At 71.3% G+C, this 15,458-nt stretch carries 16 protein-coding genes; 11 read left to right on the top strand and 5 right to left on the bottom strand.

Annotated elements, in window-relative coordinates; all coding sequences use genetic code 11:
• The 6 genes from AOK18_RS11040 to AOK18_RS11015 all read left to right on the top strand — a co-directional run.
• Positions 1–660: F0F1 ATP synthase subunit delta (locus tag AOK18_RS11040; protein ID WP_055694213.1), on the top strand; the 660-nt coding region annotated here is incomplete at its 5' end.
• Positions 661–827: 167 nt separating this feature from the next.
• Positions 828–2,420 (top strand): F0F1 ATP synthase subunit alpha, encoded by a 1,593-nt coding sequence (atpA, locus tag AOK18_RS11035; protein WP_055571086.1) that lies wholly within the window; start codon positions 828–830, stop codon positions 2,418–2,420.
• A 23-nt stretch (positions 2,421–2,443) separates the two neighbouring features.
• Positions 2,444–3,364 carry a F0F1 ATP synthase subunit gamma gene (locus tag AOK18_RS11030; protein ID WP_055694212.1) on the top strand — a complete coding sequence of 307 codons (921 nt, stop codon included), beginning with the start codon at positions 2,444–2,446 and terminating at the stop codon, positions 3,362–3,364.
• Entirely contained in the window at positions 3,364–4,800 is a 1,437-nt protein-coding gene (atpD, locus tag AOK18_RS11025; RefSeq protein WP_055571084.1) for a F0F1 ATP synthase subunit beta, read from the top strand. The genes AOK18_RS11030 and atpD overlap by 1 nt, the downstream gene beginning before the upstream one ends.
• Positions 4,801–4,919: 119 nt before the next feature.
• Positions 4,920–5,297, top strand: a complete 378-nt coding sequence (locus tag AOK18_RS11020; protein WP_055694211.1) for a F0F1 ATP synthase subunit epsilon — start codon at positions 4,920–4,922, stop codon at positions 5,295–5,297.
• A 161-nt stretch (positions 5,298–5,458) separates the two neighbouring features.
• Positions 5,459–5,905, top strand: coding sequence for a DUF2550 domain-containing protein (locus AOK18_RS11015; protein ID WP_055571082.1), 447 nt, complete (start codon positions 5,459–5,461; stop codon positions 5,903–5,905).
• Positions 5,906–6,039: 134 nt separating this feature from the next.
• On the opposite strand, the gene AOK18_RS11010 is transcribed toward AOK18_RS11015, so the two are convergent.
• From AOK18_RS11010 to AOK18_RS11000, 3 genes are all read right to left on the bottom strand, one after another.
• Positions 6,040–7,863 (bottom strand): glycoside hydrolase family 18 chitinase, encoded by a 1,824-nt coding sequence (locus AOK18_RS11010; RefSeq protein ID WP_055571081.1) that lies wholly within the window; start codon positions 7,861–7,863, stop codon positions 6,040–6,042.
• A 121-nt stretch (positions 7,864–7,984) separates the two neighbouring features.
• Entirely contained in the window at positions 7,985–8,635 is a 651-nt protein-coding gene (locus tag AOK18_RS11005; protein ID WP_055694210.1) for a response regulator, read from the bottom strand.
• Entirely contained in the window at positions 8,635–9,813 is a 1,179-nt protein-coding gene (locus AOK18_RS11000; RefSeq protein WP_055694209.1) for a sensor histidine kinase, read from the bottom strand. Before AOK18_RS11000 ends, AOK18_RS11005 begins: the two co-directional genes overlap by 1 nt.
• Before the next feature lie 152 nt (positions 9,814–9,965).
• Between AOK18_RS11000 and AOK18_RS10995 the strand changes: the two genes are divergently transcribed.
• Both AOK18_RS10995 and AOK18_RS10990 read left to right on the top strand, forming a co-directional pair.
• Positions 9,966–10,550 carry a hypothetical protein gene (locus AOK18_RS10995; RefSeq protein ID WP_055571078.1) on the top strand — a complete coding sequence of 195 codons (585 nt, stop codon included), beginning with the start codon at positions 9,966–9,968 and terminating at the stop codon, positions 10,548–10,550.
• Entirely contained in the window at positions 10,547–10,744 is a 198-nt protein-coding gene (locus AOK18_RS10990; RefSeq protein ID WP_055694208.1) for a DUF5708 family protein, read from the top strand. The genes AOK18_RS10995 and AOK18_RS10990 overlap by 4 nt, the downstream gene beginning before the upstream one ends.
• Positions 10,745–10,747: 3 nt before the next feature.
• Here the strand turns inward: AOK18_RS10990 and AOK18_RS10985 are convergent, their stop codons facing one another.
• Complete coding sequence (locus AOK18_RS10985) at positions 10,748–11,320, bottom strand: cob(I)yrinic acid a,c-diamide adenosyltransferase (protein WP_055571076.1); 573 nt, start codon at positions 11,318–11,320, stop codon at positions 10,748–10,750.
• A gap of 105 nt (positions 11,321–11,425) precedes the next feature.
• Positions 11,426–12,160: a D-Ala-D-Ala carboxypeptidase family metallohydrolase gene (locus AOK18_RS10980; protein ID WP_055694207.1), complete on the bottom strand. Its 735-nt coding sequence runs from the start codon at positions 12,158–12,160 to the stop codon at positions 11,426–11,428.
• A 337-nt stretch (positions 12,161–12,497) separates the two neighbouring features.
• On the opposite strand from AOK18_RS10980, the gene AOK18_RS10975 reads away from it, so the two are divergent.
• The 3 genes from AOK18_RS10975 to AOK18_RS10965 all read left to right on the top strand — a co-directional run.
• Positions 12,498–13,346 (top strand): 3-hydroxyacyl-CoA dehydrogenase family protein, encoded by an 849-nt coding sequence (locus AOK18_RS10975; protein WP_055571074.1) that lies wholly within the window; start codon positions 12,498–12,500, stop codon positions 13,344–13,346.
• 152 nt (positions 13,347–13,498) lie between these two features.
• Positions 13,499–13,822: an STAS domain-containing protein gene (locus tag AOK18_RS10970; protein WP_055571073.1), complete on the top strand. Its 324-nt coding sequence runs from the start codon at positions 13,499–13,501 to the stop codon at positions 13,820–13,822.
• A gap of 283 nt (positions 13,823–14,105) precedes the next feature.
• On the top strand, positions 14,106–15,458 hold a 1,353-nt coding region (locus AOK18_RS10965), incomplete at its 3' end, for an ATP-binding protein (RefSeq protein WP_240503139.1).

Raw genomic sequence — 15,458 nt, 5'->3', positions numbered from 1 at the left:
GACCCGGCGCAGCCCGGCGAGAGCAAGGCGGACCTGGCCCAGCGCCTGCTCGGCACCCAGCTCAGCGGGAACACCGCCGACCTGGTGGCCGGCATGGTGCGCTCCCGCTGGTCGCAGCCCCGCGACCTGGTGGACGCACTCGAAGAGCTGGCCGACCTCGCCGACCTCACCGCCGCGCAGAAGGCCGGCGCGCTCGACACCGTCGAGGACGAGCTGTTCCGGTTCGGCCGGATCGTCTCCGCGAACAACGAGCTGCGCGCCGCGCTGACCGACCGCAAGGCCACCGCCCCGGCCAAGAGCGGGCTGCTGCACAGCCTGCTCGGACGCAAGGCGAACGCGACCACCGAGCGTCTGGTGACGCGTCTGGTGAACGCGCCCCGTGGACGTAGCCTGGAAGCGGGACTCCAGTCCCTGTCCAAGCTCGCCGCGGAGCGCCGCAACCGCATGGTGGCCGTCGTCACCTCCGCGGTGCCGCTGAGTGACGTGCAGAAGCAGCGCCTCGGCGCCGGCCTCGCGAAGCTCTACGGCCGCACCATGCACCTCAACCTCGACGTCGACCCCTCGGTCCTCGGCGGGATCCGGGTGCAGGTCGGCGACGAGCTGATCAACGGCTCCCTCGCGGACCGGCTGGAGGACGCGAGCCGCCGACTGGCGGGCTAGCGCCCTCACGCGGCAGTCGCGGACGACGCGACGGGCGCGGCAACTTCACACGTAGTACGTACCTACGGCCCTGGTTGGGCCGTGCAGAGGATTCACCTCTTTCCGGGGGGAGTCCACATCCCCCCAAAGTGAAACTTCGGGCCCAACAAGGAGAGCAGGGAACTCAGATGGCGGAGCTCACGATCCGGCCGGAGGAGATCCGGGACGCGCTGGAGAACTTCGTCCAGTCGTACAAGCCGGACGCGGCCTCGCGCGAGGAAGTCGGCACGGTCACCGTCGCCGGCGACGGCATCGCCAAGGTCGAGGGACTTCCCTCGGCCATGGCCAACGAGCTGCTGAAGTTCGAGGACGGCACCCTCGGCCTCGCCCTCAACCTCGAGGAGCGCGAGATCGGTGCCGTCGTCCTCGGTGAGTTCAGCGGCATCGAGGAGGGCCAGCCGGTCGCCCGCACCGGCGAGGTCCTCTCCGTCGCCGTGGGCGAGGGCTACCTCGGCCGCGTGGTCGACCCGCTCGGCAACCCGATCGACGGCCTCGGCGAGATCGAGACCCAGGGCCGCCGCGCCCTCGAACTGCAGGCCCCCACGGTCATGCAGCGCAAGTCGGTGCACGAGCCGATGGAGACGGGCTACAAGGCCGTCGACGCCATGACCCCGGTCGGCCGCGGCCAGCGTCAGCTGATCATCGGCGACCGCGGCACCGGCAAGACCGCGCTGGCCGTGGACACGATCATCAACCAGCGTGACAACTGGCGCTCGGGCGACGTGAAGAAGCAGGTCCGCTGCATCTACGTCGCCATCGGCCAGAAGGGCTCCACCATCGCGTCGGTCCGCCGCGCGCTGGAGGAGAACGGCGCCCTGGAGTACACGACCATCGTCGCCGCCCCGGCGTCCGACCCGGCCGGCTTCAAGTACCTGGCGCCGTACACCGGTTCGGCCATCGGCCAGCAGTGGATGTACGAGGGCAAGCACGTCCTCATCATCTTCGACGACCTGTCGAAGCAGGCCGACGCCTACCGCGCCGTCTCCCTGCTGCTGCGCCGCCCGCCGGGCCGCGAGGCCTACCCGGGCGACGTCTTCTACCTGCACTCCCGTCTGCTGGAGCGCTGCGCCAAGCTCTCCGACGACATGGGTGCCGGCTCGATGACCGGTCTGCCGATCGTCGAGACCAAGGCGAACGACGTGTCGGCGTTCATCCCGACCAACGTCATCTCCATCACCGACGGCCAGTGCTTCCTGGAGTCCGACCTGTTCAACGCCGGCCAGCGTCCGGCCCTGAACGTCGGTATCTCGGTCTCCCGCGTCGGTGGCTCCGCCCAGCACAAGGCGATGAAGCAGGTCTCCGGCCGTCTGCGCGTGGACCTCGCCCAGTTCCGCGAGCTGGAGGCGTTCGCCGCCTTCGGTTCCGACCTGGACGCCGCGTCGAAGGCGCAGCTGGAGCGCGGCCAGCGCATGGTCGAGCTGCTGAAGCAGGACCAGTACCAGCCGATGGCCACCGAGGACCAGGTCGTCTCCGTCTGGGCCGGCACCACCGGCCGGATGGACGACGTGCCGGTCGCCGACATCCGCCGCTTCGAGAAGGAGCTGCTCGAGTACCTGCACCGCAGCGAGCAGGGCCTCATGACCTCCATCCGCGAGGGCGGCAAGATGTCGGACGACACCCTCCAGGCCGTGGGCGACGCGGTCGCGACGTTCAAGAAGCAGTTCGAGACGAGCGACGGCAAGCTGCTCGGCGAGGACGCTCCGGCCGCTGCCGCCAAGTGACGTTCAAGGAAGGGACCTGACTCATGGGAGCCCAGCTCCGGGTCTACAAGCGTCGCATCCGATCCGTCACCGCGACCAAGAAGATCACCAAGGCGATGGAGATGATCGCCGCCTCGCGCGTCGTCAAGGCGCAGCGCAAGGTGCGGTCCTCCACGCCGTACGCCGAGGAACTGACCCGCGCGGTCACGGCGGTCGGCACCGGTTCGGACGCCAAGCACCCGCTGACCACGGAGGCGGAGAACCCGACCCGTGTCGCGGTCCTGCTCCTCACGAGCGACCGCGGCCTGGCCGGCGCCTTCAACGCCAACGCGATCAAGGCCGCGGAGCAGCTGACCGCGCGCCTCGAGGGCGAGGGCAAGGAGGTCGACACGTACATCGTCGGCCGCCGGGGCCTGGCGCACTACAACTTCCGCGAGCGCAAGGTCGCGGAGTCGTTCGCCGGCTTCACCGACGAGCCCACGTACGCGGACGCCAAGAAGGTCGCGGCTCCGCTGATCGAGGCCATCGAGAAGGAGACGGCGGACGGCGGTGTGGACGAACTCCACATCGTCTACACCGAGTTCGTCTCGATGATGACGCAGACCGCGGTCGGCTCCCGGATGCTTCCGCTCCGCCTCGAGGAGGCCGCGGAGGAGACGTCGTCCACCAAGGGCGAGGTCCTTCCGCTGTACGACTTCGAGCCCTCGGCGGAGGACGTCCTCGACGCCCTGCTGCCGCGCTACGTGGAGAGCCGCATCTACAACGCGCTGCTCCAGTCGGCCGCTTCGAAGCACGCCGCCACGCGGCGCGCGATGAAGTCGGCCACCGACAACGCGGGCGAGCTGATCAACACGCTCTCCCGTCTTGCCAACGCGGCCCGCCAGGCCGAAATCACCCAGGAAATCAGCGAGATCGTCGGTGGCGCAGGCGCTCTGGCCGACGCAAACGCGGGGAGTGACAATTAATGACCACCACTGTTGAGACCGCGACGGCCACGGGCCGTGTCGCCCGGGTCATCGGCCCGGTCGTCGACGTGGAGTTCCCCGTCGACGCGATGCCGGAGATCTACAACGCCCTGCACGTCGAGGTCGCCGACCCGGCGAACGCGGGCGAGCTCAAGACGCTGACGCTCGAGGTGGCCCAGCACCTGGGCAGCGGCCTGGTCCGCACCATCTCCATGCAGCCCACCGACGGCCTGGTCCGCCAGGCCGCGGTGACCGACACGGGCTCGGCCATCTCCGTCCCCGTCGGCGACTTCACCAAGGGCAAGGTGTTCAACACCCTCGGTGAGGTGCTGAACAGCGACGAGTCCTACACGGGCGAGCGCTGGCCGATCCACCGCAAGGCGCCGAACTTCGACGAGCTCGAGTCGAAGACCGAGATGTTCGAGACCGGCGTCAAGGTCATCGACCTGCTCACCCCGTACGTCAAGGGCGGCAAGATCGGCCTGTTCGGCGGTGCCGGCGTCGGCAAGACGGTGCTCATCCAGGAGATGATCTACCGCGTCGCCAACAACCACGACGGTGTGTCCGTGTTCGCCGGTGTCGGCGAGCGCACCCGTGAGGGCAACGACCTCATCGACGAGATGAGCGAGTCGGGCGTCATCGACAAGACCGCGCTGGTCTTCGGCCAGATGGACGAGCCGCCGGGCACCCGTCTGCGCGTCGCGCTGGCCGGCCTCACCATGGCCGAGTACTTCCGCGACGTCCAGAAGCAGGACGTGCTGTTCTTCATCGACAACATCTTCCGCTTCACGCAGGCCGGTTCCGAGGTCTCGACCCTGCTCGGCCGCATGCCCTCCGCGGTGGGCTACCAGCCGAACCTGGCCGACGAGATGGGTCTCCTCCAGGAGCGCATCACCTCGACCCGCGGTCACTCGATCACCTCGATGCAGGCGATCTACGTCCCCGCGGACGACCTGACCGACCCGGCCCCGGCCACCACCTTCGCCCACCTCGACGCGACGACGGTGCTCTCCCGTCCGATCTCGGAGAAGGGCATCTACCCGGCCGTGGACCCGCTGGACTCCACGTCCCGCATCCTGGACCCGCGCTACATCGCGCAGGACCACTACGACGCGGCCATGCGGGTGAAGAACATCCTGCAGAAGTACAAGGACCTGCAGGACATCATCGCGATCCTCGGTATCGACGAGCTCGGCGAGGAGGACAAGCTCGCCGTCCACCGTGCCCGTCGCGTGGAGCGCTTCCTGTCCCAGAACACCCACGTCGCCAAGCAGTTCACCGGCGTGGACGGTTCGGACGTGCCGCTGGACGAGTCGATCGCCGCGTTCAACGCGATCTGCGACGGCGAGTACGACCACTTCCCGGAGCAGGCGTTCTTCATGTGCGGTGGCATCGAGGACCTGAAGAACAACGCCAAGGAGCTGGGCGTCTCCTGAGCCCCGTGCTCGAGTGACCGGATCGGGGGGCGGGGCACCGTCCCGCCCCCCGACCCACGCCCATTAGACTTGTAACCCACACCCGGCGGACCCGCCGGGTGGTGATCCGAGGAGCCACCTTGGCTGCTGAGCTGCACGTCGCGCTGGTCGCGGCCGACCGAGAGGTCTGGTCCGGCAAGGCCACCCTGGTCGTCGCGCGCACCACGTCCGGCGACATCGGCGTCATGCCCGGTCACCAGCCGCTGCTCGGTGTGCTGGAGTCGGGCCCGGTGACCATCCGCACGAGCGAGGGCGGGACGGTCGTCGCCGCGGTGCACGGCGGTTTCATCTCGTTCGCGGACGACAAGCTGTCGCTGCTGGCGGAGGTCGCCGAGCTGTCGGACGAGATCGACGTCCAGCGCGCGGAGCGGGCGCGTGAGCGCGCGAAGTCGGAGGACGACAACCCGGCGGAGCGTCGCGCGGACGTCCGACTGCGTGCGGTGACGACGGGGCGCTGAACGACCGAGGCACCTTCCGGGCCGTCCAGGACCCGGGGGAGCCGTACGATGACGTCACTCAGCCGCGGCTGGGACCGGAGCGATCCGGACCCGGTCGCGGCTGAGGCAGATCTGGATGATTTTTCCGTTCCGTTACCTAGGAGACGAGGAGGTCGGTGTCGATGGTCCTCGCTCTGACTGTGTGCGGAAGTGTCGTGGCTCTCGTAGTGGTGGGACTCTTCGTCTTCGGCCTGCGCCGCCGCCTCATCCAGCGTTCCGGCGGAACCTTCGACTGCAGCCTGCGCTGGGACGCCCCGGAGCCGGGCGACTCCGGCGGCAAGGGCTGGGCGTACGGGGTGGCACGTTACAACGGCGACCGGGTGGAGTGGTTCCGCGTCTTCTCCTACGCGCCGCGTCCGCGCCGCGTCCTGGAGCGCTCCTCGATCGAGGTGGCCGGCCGCCGGGTGCCCGAGGGCGAGGAGGAGCTGGCGCTGCTGTCGGACGCGGTGATCCTCGCCTGTCTGCACCGGGGCAGGCGGCTGGAGCTCGCGATGAGCGACGACGCGCTGACCGGCTTCCTCGCCTGGCTGGAAGCGGCCCCGCCGGGACAGAGGGTGAACGTCGCGTAGAGCGACGTCCGAGGTCGCTTCCCCCGGCGGCGGAGTCGTCGGGGGAGGGTGCACGTCGCGTGGCCGGGTGCCGAAGACGCGTGTGCTCCCCCGGACGGGGTCCGGGGGAGCACACGCGTCTTCGGGCCGGTGGACTACCTCAGGCCGCTGTCGATGGCGGTGGCCAGCTCGCCGTTCGCGGTGTCACCGCTGAACTCCCAGAAGAAGGCACCTCCCAGGCCCTGGCCCTTGGCCCAGTTCATCTTGCCCGCGATGGTGGCGGGGGTGTCGTAGGACCACCAGTTGGTGCCGCAGTGGGCGTACGCCGTGCCGGCGACGGTGCCGGTGACCGGGCAGGAGTTCTTCAGGATCTTGTAGTCCTCGATGCCCGCCTCGTAGGCGCCCGGAGCCGCGCCGGTCGCCGATCCGCCCGGGGCGGACTGGGTGACGCCGGTCCAGCCGCGGCCGTAGAAGCCGATGCCGAGCAGCAGCTTCTTGGCGGGGACGCCCTTCGCCTTGAGCTTGGCGATCGCGGCGGCCGAGTTGAAGCCGTCCTGCGGGATGCCGTCGTACGAGGTCAGCGGCGAGTGCGGGGCGGTGGGGCCGTCCTTGTCGAAGGCGCCGAAGTAGTCGTACGTCATCACGTTGTACCAGTCGAGGTACTGGGCGGCGCCGCCGTAGTCGGCCGCGTCGATCTTGCCGCCCGAGGAGCCGTCCGCGGTGATCGCGGCGGTGACCAGGTAGTCCTTGCCGAACTCGGCGCGCAGGGCCTGGGAGAGGTTCCTGAAGGCCGCCGGACCGCTGGTGTCGCAGGTGAGGCCGCAGGCGTTCGGGTACTCCCAGTCGATGTCGATGCCGTCGAAGACGTCGGCCCAGCGCGGGTCCTCCACGACGGCCTTGCAGGACTTGGCGAAGGCGGCCGGGTTCTGCGCGGCCTGGCCGAAGCCGCCGGAGTAGGTCCAGCCGCCGAACGAGTACAGCACCTTGATGTGCGGGTACTTCGCCTTCAGCTGGCGCAGCTGGTTGAAGTTGCCGCGCAGCGGCTGGTCCCAGGTGTCGGCCTGACCGCTGACGGACTGGTCGGCGGTGTAGGCCTTGTCGGTGGCGGCGTAGGCGTCGTCGAGCTTGCACTCACCGTTGGTGACGTTGCCGAACGCGTAGTTGATGTGGGTGATCTTCGAGGCCGAGCCGGACGTCACCAGGTTCTTGACGTGGTAGTTGCGGCCGTAGACGCCCCACTCGGTGAAGTAGCCGAGCTTGACCTTGTCGCCGGGGGGCGGCGGTTCCTCGGTGCCGCCGGTGGTGCGCACCCGTACCGAGCCGCCGGCCGGGCCGGTCTGGTCGGCGGTGTCGCGGGCCCGCACGCTGTACGAGTAGTCGGTGCCCTTGGCGAGCCCGGTGTCCGTGTACGAGGTGCCGGTCACCGTGGCGACCCTGGCGCCGTCGCGCAGCACGTCGTAGTTCTTGATGCCCTTGTCGTCGGTGGCAGCGGACCAGGACAGCCGCACCGAGGTGTCGGTGACGTTCGAGGCGGTGGGGGTGCCGGGCGCGGAGGGGGCCTGGTCGCCGGGGACGGAGGTGCCGTCGCAGCTGCCGCCGTTGAGCTTGCAGCCGGTGGGGGAGCCGGTGCCGGAGCCGTTGAAGCCGAAGCTGACGGAGGCGCCGGGGGCGAGGGTGCCGTTCCAGGACTTGTTCTTGGCGGTCCAGTGGGTGCCGGAGGACGTCACGTCGGCGTCCCAGGAGGAGGTGACGGAGGTGCCGGAGGGGAAGTCCCACTCGACGGTCCACGCGTTCAGGGCGGTGGTGCCGGTGTTCTTCACCGTCCACTTGCCCTCGAAGCCGGAGCCCCAGTCCTGGGTCTTGGCGTAGGTGGCGGTGGCCGAGGTCGCGGCCTGGGCGGGGGTCGCGAGGGCGACGAGAGCGGAGAGGGGGAGGAGCAGGGTCGCGAACCCTGCCACAGCTCTGTGTCCGAAGCGCATACCGCGCCTCCTTTGAGGGGTGACGGATGTCGCCGTGGGCGTGACTGAGCCTTCACGCTCACGGTGCCGTGAGGATAGAAAGGTCTGGACCACGGGTCAATAGGTCTGGACCACCGGGCCGTCACGGCCCCTGGACACCCAACTCCTGCGCCAGCACCGCGGCTTGCACCCGGCTGCGCAGCCCCAGCTTCCCCAGCAGGCGGCTGACGTGCGTCTTCACCGTGGCCTCCGCCATGTCGAGGCGCTCGGCGACGCCGGCGTTGGACAGGCCCTCGCCGAGACAGGCCAGCACCTCCCGCTCGCGCCGGGTGAGGGAGTCCAGCACCGCCGGGTCGGCCGTGGGCGCGTGGGCGGGCTTCGCGGCGAACTCCGCGATCAGCCGCCGGGTGACGGCCGGCGCGACGATGCCCTCGCCGCGCGCCACCGTGCGCACGGCCTCGATGAGGTCCCCCGCCTCCGTGTTCTTCAGCAGGAACCCCGAGGCGCCCGCCCGCAGCGCCCCGAAGACGTACTCGTCGAGATCGAAGGTGGTCAGCACCAGCACGTCGGCGAGCCCTTCGGCGACCACCTGCCGGGTGGCCGCCACCCCGTCCAGACGGGGCATCTGCACGTCCATCAGCACCACGTCCGGCCGCAGCTCACGGGCGAGCGCCACCGCCCGCTCGCCGTCCGCCGCCTCGCCCGCCACCTCGATGTCGGGCGCACTGCGCAGGATCAGCACCAGTCCGGCACGGACGGCGGACTGGTCCTCGGCGACCAGGACGCGGATCATCAGGTGTCTCCTCGTGTGATGTCGGTGATCGGGAGGGTGGCGCGCACCACCCACAGCGTGCCCCGCGGACCGGCCTCGAACGTGCCGTCCAGCAGGGCCGTCCGCTCCCGCATGCCGACGAGGCCGGCCCCCGAACCCGGCGCGCGCGGGGTGTCCCGGCCGCCGTGGGGACTGGTCACCCGGATGTCCAGGGCATCGGCGGGCCGGCTCAGGCACACGGTGACCTTCCCCGGCGCGGCGTGCTTCAGCGCGTTGGTCAGCGACTCCTGCACGATCCTGTACGCGGCGAGTCCGACCGGCGCGGGGACGTCGCCGTACGCGGCGTCGAGGACGACGTCCAGTCCGTTGGCGCGGGCGCCCTCGACCAGGGCCCCGAGACCGTCGAGCGTGGGGGTCGCCGCCGGCTCCCGGTCGTCCTCCCCGTCACGCAGGATGCCGATGAGCCGTCGCATCTCGGCCAGTCCCTGCACGCTGTTCTCCCGGATCACGCCGAGCGCCTCCCTGGAGGTCGCGGGGTCGTCCAGGGAGAGGGCGGCCGTGGAGTGGATGGCGATCGCGGAGAGGTGGTTGGCGACCATGTCGTGCAGCTCGCGGGCCATGCGGGCGCGTTCCGCGGTCACCGCCTGGACACGGTCCATCTCCGCGAGCAGCGCGGTCTGTTCGGCCCGCAGCCGGGCGGCCTCGGCGGCGTCGCGGTGGTTGCGCACGATGAGGCCGGTCGACGCGGGCGTGAACGTCACGGCACCGGCGATCAGCCCGAGGAGCAGTGCCTCCGGCACCCGCCACACGGCGTACGGCACCAGGGTCGCGGCGATGGTCAGCACGCCGGTGATCCAGGGCAGGCGGCGGGCGGTGGCGGCCGTGCCGTACACGACGGCGGCGTACACCAGGTCCGTGTACATCACGATCGTGGCGACGCTGCCCCGGGTCACCACGTCCGCGGCCAGCGCCAGCGTGCCGACGGCCAGGGCGGTGCGCGGTGCGGTGCGGCGCAGCAGCTCGCAGCCGGCGACGACGAGGAGCGGCACGAGGAGCGGCCAGCGGCCGTCGAAGAGCACGGTCGGATCGTCGCCCGGTCTGACACCCAGCCCGAAGCCCCACAGCAGCAGCCCGCCGGCGAGTCCGGCGAGCGCGACCACCACGTCGAAGCGGGGCGGGCGGAGCGGTGGTACGGCCATGGCACCATCCAACACGCTGCGCGCACCCGGCGCCTGATTCCCACGGACGGTCCTGGACTGCATCTTTCGATGTACTGCGAGTTCGTCGGCGGCGACGACGCCCCGGGCGGATCCGGACGGGAGCCTGGAAGGGTGACCGAAGGGAGCGAACCGTGATCGTCGCCTTGATCGCCGCCTGCGAGATCGGCTTCTGGGTGCTGCTGGCCGCCGGACTGGCCTTCCGCTACCTGCTGAGGATGCCGCGCACCGGCCTGGCGCTGCTGCTGTGCGAACCGCTGCTGGAGGTCGTCCTGCTGGTCGCCACCGCGGTCGACCTCAGGAGCGGCGCCGAGCCGGGCTGGGCGCACGGCCTGGCCGCCCTCTACATCGGCTACACCGTCGGGCACGGCCACCGCACCGTGAAGTGGCTGGACGGCCATGCCGCCCACCGCTTCGGCGGCGCCCCGAAGCCGCCCGGACCACCGCGCTACGGCACGGCCCGCGCCCGGTACGAGACGAAACTGTGGCTGGGCACCCTGGCGGGCGCCGCCGTGGCCGTCGCGCTGCTCCAGCTCGCCGTCTGGTACGTCGGTGACGCGGGCCGCACCGGCACGCTGGAGGACTGGCGCTTCACCGCCCTGCGCATCGCCGGGATCCACGGAGCGGTGGCGCTGGCCTACTGGATCTGGCCGAAGAAGGCCCCGGCGGGGGACTCCCGCACCGGGACGGACACCGGCAGGGAGCGTGCGGGCCGGTGAACCGGGCGTTCGGGAATCTCCTCACGGGGACCGCCGTGCTGATGGCGGGCCTGGGACTGTGGCTGTTCGCCGGGGGAGTGGACCTGCCCCTGGTCACCCCCGCCGAGGCGGGGGTGGTGATGATGTGCGCCGGCGGTTCGGAGGTCCTGCCGGGCCTGTACCGGATCGCGCGGGCCCCGGCCGGGTCCCGGTAGGGCTCAGCGCTCCCCGCCCGGCACCCACAGCACGTCGCCCGTCTCCTTGTTGGCGATGCGCGCCAGGATGAACAGCAGGTCGGAGAGGCGGTTGAGGTAGGTGGCGGTGAGGGCGTTCATCGTGTCGCCGTGCTCCTCCAGCGCGGCCCACGTGGAGCGCTCCGCGCGGCGGACCACCGTGCAGGCCTGGTGGAGCAGGGCGGCGCCCGCCGTCCCGCCCGGCAGGATGAACGAGCGCAGCTTCTCCAGCCGCTCGTTGAAGCGGTCGCAGTCCGCCTCCAGCCGGTCCACGTAGAACTGCTCGACCCGCAGCGGCGGGTACTCCGGCTCCGCCACGACCGGCGTCGACAGGTCCGCGCCCACGTCGAACAGGTCGTTCTGGACGCGGGTGAGCACCTCGACGACCTCCGGCTCCAGACCGCCCAGGGCGATCGCCGTGCCGATCACCGCGTTCGCCTCGTTGCTGTCGGCGTAGGCGGAGATCCGCGAATCGGTCTTGGGGACCCGGCTCATGTCGCCCAGGTTCGTGGTGCCCCGGTCGCCGGTGCGGGTGTAGATGCGCGTCAGATTGACCATGCGCCCAGCGTAGAGGCGCCGTGGCGGGCACGGTGCGGCGGGCGGACCCGTGCGGGCCGGGCCCGCCGCACCGCGCGGCGCCGGGGCGCCGTGCGCTCCCGCCGGTCAGATCCCGCAGGTGGGGGCCGACCAGTACGGCGACGGGTCGTGGGCCACGTGGACGTGGTCGTCGTGGCCGGGGTAACCGGGGCCGAGGATCTCCGAGAAGCCGTGGGTCCGGCTCTGCCTGGCGAGGGTGCAGAAGCCCGGCGAACCGACCAGGTCGGCCGCGTCGCCGTAGAGGTGACGGCTGGTCGAGGAGCCGCCGACCGCGTTGTTGCAGGCGTAGGAGCGGAAGCCGCTGGAGACGGTGAGCGGCACGTCACCGAGCTGGCGCCGCATGGCCTCCAGCTTCCACATGGTCTTCAGGGCGTTCGCCCGGGCGGTGGCCGCCGGGACCGCGCCACCCGACCAGGTGGAGTTGCACGTGTTGAGTTCGGCGTAACTGAAGTGGACCGGCGTGCAGTCGGAGTCCTGGAGGGCGTAGATCTTGTTGTAGGTCGCCGGTCCGGCCACCCCGTCCGCGGCCAGCCCGTAGGCCGCCTGGAACTTCTTGACGGCGGCGGCGGTCCGGGCGCCGTACTGGCCGTCGTAGGAGAGCCGTTCGCCCGAGGTGACCCAGCCCGCGACCCGGATCTGCAGCTGTGTCACGTCGGCGCCGGAGGAACCCTGGGACAGGGAACGGTTCCAGGTGTAGCAGTCGTCGGCGTGCGCCGTGCCCGCGGTGGCGCCCACCCCGAGCACCGTTCCAGCCATGAGCATGACAAATGTGAGGAGGATGCGTGCCGTACGTCTGAGCATGATGGCCTCCCGGCCGTCGGTCGGTGGATGGGGAGGGGCGCCGCCCGCCGGGCGGCGACTGCCGACCAGCGTGCGCCACGCAGCTACGCGCGTCAACAACGCGCCGGTGGACCGGAGGAGTTGACGAGGGGGAGATCCGGTGAGCGGATCGTGCCCTCCGTCACCGGCCCGCGGTGGCAACGGAGTCGGGAACGGTACGGTCCCCGGGCGTGACGGGTGTCTCACGGCGTGAGACGTGACACGCATTACTAACCCCTCACTCATCCGCCCGCGGACGCTAGTGTCCGCGAGTGACAGACATGAACAGTGCGTGAGCGTTTCGAAGGGGAGTCGCACAGTGGCACGGAAGCTCGCCGTCATCGGGGCCGGTCTCATGGGGTCCGGAATCGCCCAGGTCTCCGCGCAGGCGGGCTGGGACGTCGTCCTGCGCGACGTCACCGACGAGGCGCTCGCGCGAGGCACCGACGGCATCAAGGCGTCGTACGACAAGTTCGTGAGCAAGGGCAGGCTCGAGGCCCACGACGCCGACGCCGCCCTCGCCCGGATCACCGCGACCACCGACCTGGACGCCTGCGCCGACGCGGACGTCGTGGTCGAGGCGGTCTTCGAGAAGCTCGAGGTCAAGCACGAGATCTTCCGTGCCCTGGACGGGATCGTGCGCGAGGACGCCGTCCTGGCCTCCAACACCTCCGCCATCCCGATCACCAAGATCGCGGCCGCGACGCGGCGCCCGGAGCGGGTCGTCGGCGTCCACTTCTTCTCGCCGGTGCCGATGATGCAGCTGTGCGAACTGGTCCGCGGCTACAAGACCAGCGACGAGACCCTCGCCGCCGCCCGGGAGTTCGCCGAGTCGGTCGGCAAGACCTGCATCGTCGTCAACCGCGACGTGGCCGGCTTCGTGACCACCCGGCTCATCTCCGCCCTCGTCGTCGAGGCCGCGAAGCTCCACGAGTCGGGTGTGGCGAGCGCCGAGGACATCGACCTGGCCTGCAAACTGGGCTTCGGCCACGCGATGGGACCGCTGGCCACCGCGGACCTGACCGGCGTGGACATCCTGCTGCACGCCACCAGCAACATCTACACCGAGTCCCAGGACGAGAAGTTCGCCGCCCCCGAACTGATGCGCCGGATGGTTGACGCCGGTGACATCGGGCGCAAGAGCGGGCAGGGCTTCTACACGTACTGATCATTCCGGACGCCCCGGTCGGTCACGCACCGGGGTGAATTCGGTATCGGTTCGCTTACACGGGGCAACCTCCGCGGGCTCCACGCAGTCAGAGGTTGCATCACCGGCATCACGAAACGTGGAGCACGAGACGCACGCACCGGGGAGCGCATATGCACATCAGGGGCGACCACGTCGAGCTGGTCGTCGGGGGCCGCCTCGACGTCCGCAGCGCGGCGGACGCCCGTACGGTCCTGCACGCGGCCGTCGACGGCGGAGCCGGCGACCTGCTGCTGGACCTGTCCGAACTGGACTCCTGGGACGCCACCGGACTCGGTGTGATCATGGGAGCCCACCGGCGGGCCGGCCGCTGCGGCCGGCGCCTGGTGCTGCGCGACGTGCCGCCGCAGATGCAGCGCCTGCTGGTGGCCACCCGGCTGCACCGGATCCTGGCGATCGAGGGAGGCATCGGGGTGGACACGCTGCCCCGGGTGTGAGGCCCGGTACGGGAGCCGCCGGCCGGGACCGGACGGACGGGCGCGCCCGGGCCGGCCCCGGCACATCGCGCGACGCGCGCACAATCCTCACGAGACCGTGACGTCCCGGTCCGCCCGGTACCCCGGGCTGTCGTAGATACTGGGCGAAGGTTTAGGGTTCGGCTGCCCGTCGGCTTGCAACCCTCGAGCGGGACCGGACCAGAAGCGACAGCGTGGTGTGCGGCGACACCGGGAGTCCGACGGCAGGACCCGGGCACACGACGCTTTTTGGGGGCTAGGACCTATGGACCCGAACAATCCGGGACCCGAGGAGTACGGTCGCGACGGCGACGGGCACGCGCCGAGCCGGCGCCCGCCCAGGGATCCCCTCGCATCCGACTTCGGGCCGCCCGCGCCCGCCCGCGCGGTACAGCTCGTCTCCGACGACTTCCTGCTCACCGTCAACCCCGTCGACGGCAGCGAGATAGAGCCCTGCCCGCCCGTCGAGCGGCCCGGGCGCCCGGCGAAGCGGACGGAGGCCGAACGCGCCGAAGCGGACCGCGCCGCGCAGCCGCCCGTCCCGCCGGGACCCGCGCAGCCCGTGCTGCCGCTGCTGGCCCGCCAGGACGAGCGCGAGAAGCTGGTCCGGCTGCTCGCCCGCGGCCGCTCCGTGCTGCTCACCGGACCCGCGGGATCCGGCCGCACCCGGCTGCTCGACACCGTCGCCGAGGCCTGCGCGGACCTGGCCCCCGACGGCGTCGTCCGGCTGAACGGCCACCGCCGCGGCAGCGACGACCTGCTGTACGACCTCTTCCACGCCGTCCACGGCGCGCCCCTGTACCGGCCCGGCCGGGAGGAACTGGTCGCCTGCCTGCGGGAGGTCGGCGCCGTCGTCGTCCTGGACGACCTCGAATTCGGCGGCGCGGCCCTCGACGCACTGCTGGACGCCACCCCCGAGTGCGCCTTCCTGTTCGGCGCCACCCCGGACGTGCCGGCCCCGTCCCCCGGCTCCGGCGTCGAGGAGGTCGTCCTCGACGGCCTCGACCGCGCGGCCGGCCTGGAACTGCTGGAGCACGCCGTCGGCCGGCGCCTCACCGAGGACGAGTCGAACTGGGCCGGCGACCTCTGGTTCGAGTCCGAGGGCCTGCCGCTGCGCTTCGTCCAGGCCGGCGCCCTGCTGCGGCAGCGCGACCGGCTGCGCGTCGGCACCAGTGCCGTCGACGAGTTCGGCGTCTTCGAGGACACCCCGCCCGAGGACCTCCCCGGCGGCGCCGTCGAGGGCGACGAGATCCCGCTGCCCTCGCTCGGCGAGGCGGCCGCCCCCGCCCCGCTGCTCGCCTCCCGGCTCAGCGCCTCCGCCCGCGCCGCCCTGCGGTTCGCCGTCGCGCTCGACGGCGAACTCCCGCACCAGGCACACCTGCCCGCACTGGTCGGCGACACCCACGCCGACGCCGCTCTCGGCGAACTGGCCGCGTGCGGACTGGTCTGCGCCGTCGGTTCCCGCTACCGGCTCGCCGCCGGTGTGCCGGCCCAGCTGGAGGCCGCCGGGTACACCGACGACATCGGGACCCGGGCCCGTACCGCCGCCCAGCACTACACCTGGTGGACCGGGCACCCCTCGGTCACCCCGGAGCGGGTCTGCGCCGAGGCCGACGCC

Source organism: Streptomyces prasinopilosus (assembly GCF_001419695.1).
Taxonomy (GTDB): domain Bacteria; phylum Actinomycetota; class Actinomycetes; order Streptomycetales; family Streptomycetaceae; genus Streptomyces; species Streptomyces prasinopilosus.
The sequence above is the reverse complement of the archived record's forward strand: the minus strand, read 5'-3'. Positions and strand labels throughout refer to the sequence as shown.